This window comes from Actinoplanes hulinensis, from assembly GCF_019429605.1.
Lineage (GTDB): Bacteria > Actinomycetota > Actinomycetes > Mycobacteriales > Micromonosporaceae > Actinoplanes > Actinoplanes campanulatus.
Map to the genome: position 1 here is coordinate 64,602 of NZ_JAHXZI010000027.1, position 6,530 is coordinate 71,131.

Annotated in this window: 4 protein-coding genes; 2 read left to right on the top strand and 2 right to left on the bottom strand. The window is 68.8% G+C overall.

Annotated elements, in window-relative coordinates; translation table 11 throughout:
- Nucleotides 1-48: 48 nt before the first annotated feature.
- Together KZ829_RS37345 and KZ829_RS37350 are read right to left on the bottom strand one after the other, a co-directional pair.
- Nucleotides 49-1,005, bottom strand: a complete 957-nt coding sequence (locus KZ829_RS37345; RefSeq protein WP_220148551.1) for a magnesium transporter CorA family protein — start codon at nt 1,003-1,005, stop codon at nt 49-51.
- A gap of 46 nt (nt 1,006-1,051) precedes the next feature.
- Nucleotides 1,052-2,476 carry a DHA2 family efflux MFS transporter permease subunit gene (locus tag KZ829_RS37350; protein WP_220148552.1) on the bottom strand — a complete coding sequence of 475 codons (1,425 nt, stop codon included), beginning with the start codon at nt 2,474-2,476 and terminating at the stop codon, nt 1,052-1,054.
- 78 nt (nt 2,477-2,554) lie between these two features.
- On the opposite strand from KZ829_RS37350, the gene KZ829_RS37355 reads away from it, so the two are divergent.
- Both KZ829_RS37355 and KZ829_RS37360 read left to right on the top strand, forming a co-directional pair.
- Nucleotides 2,555-3,229, top strand: coding sequence for a TetR/AcrR family transcriptional regulator (locus KZ829_RS37355; protein ID WP_308285824.1), 675 nt, complete (start codon nt 2,555-2,557; stop codon nt 3,227-3,229).
- A gap of 296 nt (nt 3,230-3,525) precedes the next feature.
- On the top strand, nt 3,526-6,417 hold the full coding sequence (locus KZ829_RS37360) for a carbohydrate binding domain-containing protein (protein ID WP_246636916.1): 2,892 nt from the start codon (nt 3,526-3,528) through the stop codon (nt 6,415-6,417).
- Nucleotides 6,418-6,530 lie beyond the last annotated feature (113 nt).

Sequence of the window (6,530 nt, forward strand, 5' to 3'; positions counted from 1 at the left end):
CGGGTGACGGGGCTGGGAGCCCTGTGGATAACGGTTTGCTGAACCGATTCACAGCCAGTTGCGGCGCTTGAAGTACGCGTACAGGCCGCTGCCGGTGAGGACGATGCACGCGGTGCTGATCAGGAATCCCCACCACTTCTCGTACCCGGGGTAGGGAACGTTCTGCCCGAAGTATCCGGTGATCGCCGTGGGGATGGCGATGATGGCGGCCCAGGCGGCCAGCTTGCGGGTGACGTCGTTGAGCGCGTTGCTCTGCTCGGCCAGGTCGTCGTCGAGCAGCTCGGTGATCCGGTTGCGGGAGTGCTCGATCAGGTCGACGGCCCGCCGCGCGTGGTCCTCGACGTCCCGGTAGTACGGCCGCAGGTGGTGCTCGTCGGCGGCCAGCGCCCGGCCGGCCTCGCGCACCACGTCCGGCATCGGGGCGACCGCCCGCCGCAGGCCGGCCAGGGTCCGTCGCAGGGCGGAACCGCGTCGCCGGACATCGCGGGGCGCCGCTCCCTCACCGATCATCCGGTCCTCGATGCCGTCCATGCTCTCGTCGATCCGCTGGGCGGTCGCGTACTGTCCGTCGACCACGACGTCGAGCAGCCCGTACACCAGAAAATCGACGCCGCCGGCGGCGAGTCGCTCGTCGGCGTCCCACCGGTCCAGATGGAGGGCCACCTCGTCGGGCGGCTTACGCACCGTGATCAGCGCGCGCGGCGTGATGAACGCGCTGATCTCGGTCTTGCGTACCTCGTCGTCGAACGCGACCGCGTAGATGTTGAGGAACAGGTGGTTGTGGTACTGGTCCAGTTTGGGCCGTTCACGGTCGGTGACCGCGTCCTCGACGGCGAGCGGGTGCAGCTCGAACTCGGCGGCGAGGGCCCGCAGCTCGTCCGGTCCCGGATCGACGAGGTCGAGCCACAGCACGGCGCCCGGCTCCGCGCGGAGCCGGGCGCCCGCCCCGGCGGCGTCGAACCCTTCCGCGACCAGGCGGCCTTTCACGTAGAGACGGCTGCTCACGCACCCACTATGCCCATGGCCCGAGCGCGGGGGAACCGGACCGCGGTCAGACGGTCTCGAGGACCTTCGGCGCGGGCAGGGACGCCGGCTTGCGCCGCAACATCCAGAGACTGACCGGTACGCCCACCGCCACCAGGACCGCGGCGATGACCAGCGAGAACCGGTAGCCCTCGAGATAGCGGTGCAGTTCGGTGCCGGCGGCGGCGTTCGCCCGGTTGGTCAGGATCGCGCCGAGAACGGTCACGCCGAGCAGCCCGAACACCTCGCGGGAGACGTTCAGCATCCCGGAGGCGATACCGGCCCGCTGCGGCGGCAGCGCGTCGACGACCACGGTGTTCAGCGGGATGAGCAGACCGCCGCCCACGCCGTAGAGCAGGAACCAGGGCAGCAGGTCGCCGTAGGTGGTGCCCTCGCCGTACTGGGCGATGCCGCCGATCGCCGCCGCCATCACCGCGAGACCGAACGCGGTCACCCGGGCCACGCCGAACCGCAGCTCCAGGCGGGGCGCCAGGACCGCGCCGGCGGCCGTGATGATCGCCATCGGGATGAACGCGGCGCCCGCCTCGGTCGGCGTGAAGCCGAGCACGTTCTGCAGGTAGATGGCCATGTAGAAGTAGATGCCGAACACCCCGAACGCCCACAGGCCCATCGCCAGCAGACCGCCGGTGAACATCCGGGAGCGGAAGAACGCGAGATCCACCATCGAGTCGGCGTTGCGGTTCTGAAGGATCACGAAGAGCACGGCCGCTGCCGCGGCAACCCCGAAGGACCCCAGGATGAGCGGCGAGGTCCAGCCCTCCGCGTCGCCTTCGATCAGCGCGTACGTCAGTGCGAACAGCCCGGTCGAGGAGGTGGCGAGCCCGGCCGGGTCGAGGCGGCGCAGGACTCCCGCCGAGCGGCCGCCGAGGGTGCGCCGGGGCACGCTGAACAGGGTCAGCGCCAGCGTCGCGACGCCGATCGGCAGGTTGATCAGGAAGATCCAGCCCCAGGAGACGTGCTCGCTGAGCACCCCGCCGGTGAACGGGCCGACCGCCAGGGCGAGCGCGCCCACCCCGCCCCAGACCCCGATGGCGGCGCCCCGCTCCTTCGGGTCCGGGAACAGCTCCTGGAGCAGGGCCAGCGACGCGGGTGCGAGCAGCGCCGCGCCGACGCCCTGCACCGCCCGGGCGCCGATGAGCAGCGCCTGACCGTCGGCGAGCCCGGCCACGACCGAGGCGCCCGTGAAGATCACCAGGCCGGACAGGAACGCGGGCCGGGTGCCGAGCACGTCGGCGACGCGGCCACCGGCCAGGAGCAGGCCGGCGAAGACCAGGATGTACGCGCTGGTGATCCATTCCAGGCCGGCGATGCTCAGGCCGAGATCACGCTGAATGCTGGGTAGTGCAACGTTTACCACGTTGTTGTCCAGATACGTCATGAAGGTCCCGAGCGCTACCGCGACGAGCGCCCACCACCGCCGGTTGTTCTTCATCAGCCCTCCCCTGTACGTCGTCCATGTACAACGTACATGTACCTCGTACATGAGACCTGTACGTTGTATGGTTGTCAAGTGACGGGTGATCGACTGACCAAGGCGGCCGTGGCCGAGCGCGCCCTGCGCCTCGCCGACGAGGAGGGCCTCGAGGCGGTCACCGTGCGTAGGCTCGCCAAGGAGCTGGGTGTCACCCCGATGGCGCTCTACTGGCACTTCAAGAACAAGGACGAGCTGTTCCTGGGCATGGTCGACCACATGCTCTCCGGGGTCCGCTCGGATCCGCGTGCCGGCGAGTCCTGGCAGAAACGGCTACGCGCCGTGGTCGAGACCGTGATCGGCGTGATGCGGGCGCACCCCTCACTGCCGACCCTGCTGCACTCGGTGGACAAGACGCGGACCGAGAGCTTCAACCGCGCCACCAACGACACCCTGGCCCTGCTGACCGAGGCGGGATTCACCGTCGAGGAGGGCTTCTGGGTGGCGTCCTACCTCCTGAACGGCTGCATCGGCATCGTCGGCGCCCAGCCGGGCTGCCCGCCCGGGTTGCCGTCCGAACAGGAGCCGGAGTGGCGGCGGCAGAAGCGGGTGCAGCTGGAGGGCATGCCGGCCGACCGGTTCCCGATGATGATCGAGCTCGCCTCGTCGTACCGGGACGAGCCCGACATGGAGCGCTACTACGCCTTCTGCGCCGACCTGCTGCTCGCCGCGGTGGAGTCGATGGCCGCGGCCGCGGGATCGCAACACCGCTGAACCGTCCGAAAGAGATAGGCGCCGAAGGCCACCCCGGCCGTCGGCGTCCCATCGACGGCTGTGCGGATTCGGACACATCCAGACATGTGAGTGCATCTTTTTGCAAGAACGTGCGCAGCTCTTCCAGCTCCTGAAAGAACTTGCTAGCGTCCGACGCAAATGAACGCGGGATTACCAACTCGTCAAGCCCGCATCTCCCCCGTTACACCGCCGTCCCCGAGGTGGTTGGAGGCTCTCCCATGTCCCGAATCCTCCGCAGAGTGCTTGCGGTGCTCTGCGCCGTACCACTCCTGCTCTTGACGCAACTCCCGGCCGCGAACGCGGCAACCACGGTGACCGTCTACTACCAGGCGCCCACGTCCTGGACGACGGCGAACATCCACTACGCCCCGACCGGCGGATCCTGGACCACCGTGCCGGGCGTCGCGATGAGCGCCTACAGCGGCTGCTCCGGCTGGTACGTCAAGGAGCTCGACCTCGGCGCCGCCACCGGCATGCAGGTCGTCTTCAACAACGGCTCCGGCACCTGGGACAACAACTCGGGCGCCAACTACAGCGTCGGGACCGGCATCGTCACCGTCTCCGGCGGCGCGGTCGGCTCGTCGGTGCCGTGCGGCACCGCCGCCAACTCGGCGACGGTCTACTACAAGACCTCGTGGACCACGACCTACCTGCACTACGCGCCGAGCGGCGGATCCTGGACCACGGTTCCGGGTGTGGTGATGAACGAGGAGGCGTGCACCGGCTGGGTCCGCAGGACCGTCAGCCTCGGCACCGCCACAGCGTGGTCGGCGACCTTCAACAACGGGTCCGGGACCTGGGACAACAACTCCAGCAAGAACTACGCGCTGGGGACCGGGACGAGCACCGTCAACGGCGGCGTCGTCACCGCGAACGCGACCAGCCCGTGCGTGACCGCCCCGGACGACACCATGGCCCCGACCGCGCCGACCGCGCTGACCGCCACCGCGGCGGGCACCACGGTCACCCTCGGCTGGACCGCCGCCACCGACAACGTCGGCGTCGTCGGCTACCGCATCACCCGGGGCAACACGGTGCTGAGCAGCTCGGCCACCGGCTACACCGACCGGGGGCTGAGCGCGAACACCGCCTACACCTACCGGGTGCAGGCGCTCGACGCGGCCGGGAACCTCTCCACCGCCGCCTCGGCGACCGTCACCACCGGCGCGGCCGACCCGGCCCCGGCCGGCGGCGAGATGCTCGGCGGCGACCCGCGCAAGGACAGCATCTACTTCATCCTCACCGCGCGGTTCAATGACGGTGACACCGGCAACAACCGTGGCGGCGGCCAGCACACCAAGTCCGGGAACGAGGCCAACAGCGACCCGATGTTCCGGGGCGACTTCAAGGGCCTGGTCGACAAGCTCGACTACATCAAGGGCCTCGGCTTCTCCGCCATCTGGATCACGCCGGTCGTGCTGAACCGTTCCGACTACGACTTCCACGGCTACCACGGCTGGGACTTCTACCAGGTCGACCCGCGGCTGGAGTCGGACGGCGCGTCCTACCAGGAGCTGATCGACGCGGCCCACGCCAAGGGCCTCAAGATCTACCAGGACATCGTTCTCAACCACAGCTCCCGCTGGGGCGCGAACGGCCTCTACACGCCGACCGTCTACGGCACCCGGGACAGCGAGTGGAGCTGGTACTACAACCAGAAAGTGGCGGGAAAGACCTACAACCCGCTCGAGGAACACGCCGGCAACGACCCCACGCTGACCGCCGCCCAGAACGCGCTCGCCAAGGGCCGGCCCTACAACGGCGACCTGTGGAGCAGCACCGCGCCGGCCGGCAACACCTGCCCCAACTTCGGCACCGCGACCGGTGGCAAGAGCGCCGAGGGGTTCAAGCTCTACAACTGCCAGTGGCCGCAGCCGACCAACAAGCTGTTCCCGTCGAACCTCTTCCACCAGTGCTGGATCGGCAACTGGGAGGGTGAGGACGCCCGGTCCTGCTGGCTGCACGAGGACCTGGCCGACTTCAACACCGAGAACGCCGTGGTCCAGGACTACCTGATCGGGGCGTACGAGAAGTACATCGCCATGGGCGTGGACGGCTTCCGCATCGACACCGCCGTGCACATCCCGCGCGTCACCTGGAACCGCCGCTTCCTGCCGGCCTTCCAGCAGATCCTCACCGAGAAGTACGGCGCCACCAAGGCCAAGGACTTCTACATCTTCGGCGAGGTCGCGGCGTTCGTGAACGACAAGTGGAACCGGGGCTCGGTCAACCACTCCGCCCAGTTCTTCACCTGGAAGGAACGGAAGGACTACTCGGCCGACGACGTCACCGCGGCGATCGAGCAGTTCAACTACGAGAACAACCTGGGTACGGGCAACCAGCCGACCAGCACCAACGCGTTCCTGTCGGGCAACAGCTACCACACGCCCGACTACAGCCAGTTCTCCGGCATGAACATCATCGACATGCGCATGCACATGAACTTCGGGGACGCGAACAACGCCTACTGGAACGGCAAGGACTCGGACGACTCGGTCAACGACGCCACCTACAACGTCGTCTACGTCGACTCGCACGACTACGGGCCGAACAAGTCCACGACCCGTTACACCGGTGGCACCGACGCCTGGGCCGAGAACATGACGCTCATGTGGACGTTCCGTGGCATCCCGACGCTGTACTACGGCTCGGAGATCGAGTTCCAGGCCGGCAAGCAGATCGACTGCGGCCCGACCTGCCCGCTCGCCACCACCGGCCGGGCCTACTACGGCGCCAACCTCGCCGGCAGCGTCACCGCCAGTGACTACGGTGTCGTCAGCTCGGCCAGCGGCCAGGTCGCCACGACGCTGAACCAGCCGCTGGTCAAGCACCTGCAGCGGCTCAACCAGATCCGCCGGGCGGTCCCCGCCCTGCAGATGGGCCAGTACTCGACCGAGGGTGTCAGCGGCAACATGGCCTACAAGCGCCGCTACACCGCCAACGGGGTGGACAGTTTCGCACTGATCGCCGTCTCCGCCGGGGCGACCTTCAGCGGCATCCCGAACGGCACCTACGTCGACGCGGTCACCGGTGACACCAAGACCGTCACCGGCGGCTCCCTGACCGTCAGCCTGAACGCGAAGGGCAACCTCCGCGTCTACGTCCTCAGCACCAGCGCCACCCCGGCGCCGGGCAAGGTCGGCACCGCCACCGCCTACCTGAAGTAACCGTTCCCCTTTCACCGCGCCGGCCGGGCCCCTCCCGGCCGGCGCGGCCCCGTTTCCACCACCGCCGCCGGGCCCGCCTGGGGCGGGCCGGCGGCGGGCCGCGGCGACGCCGG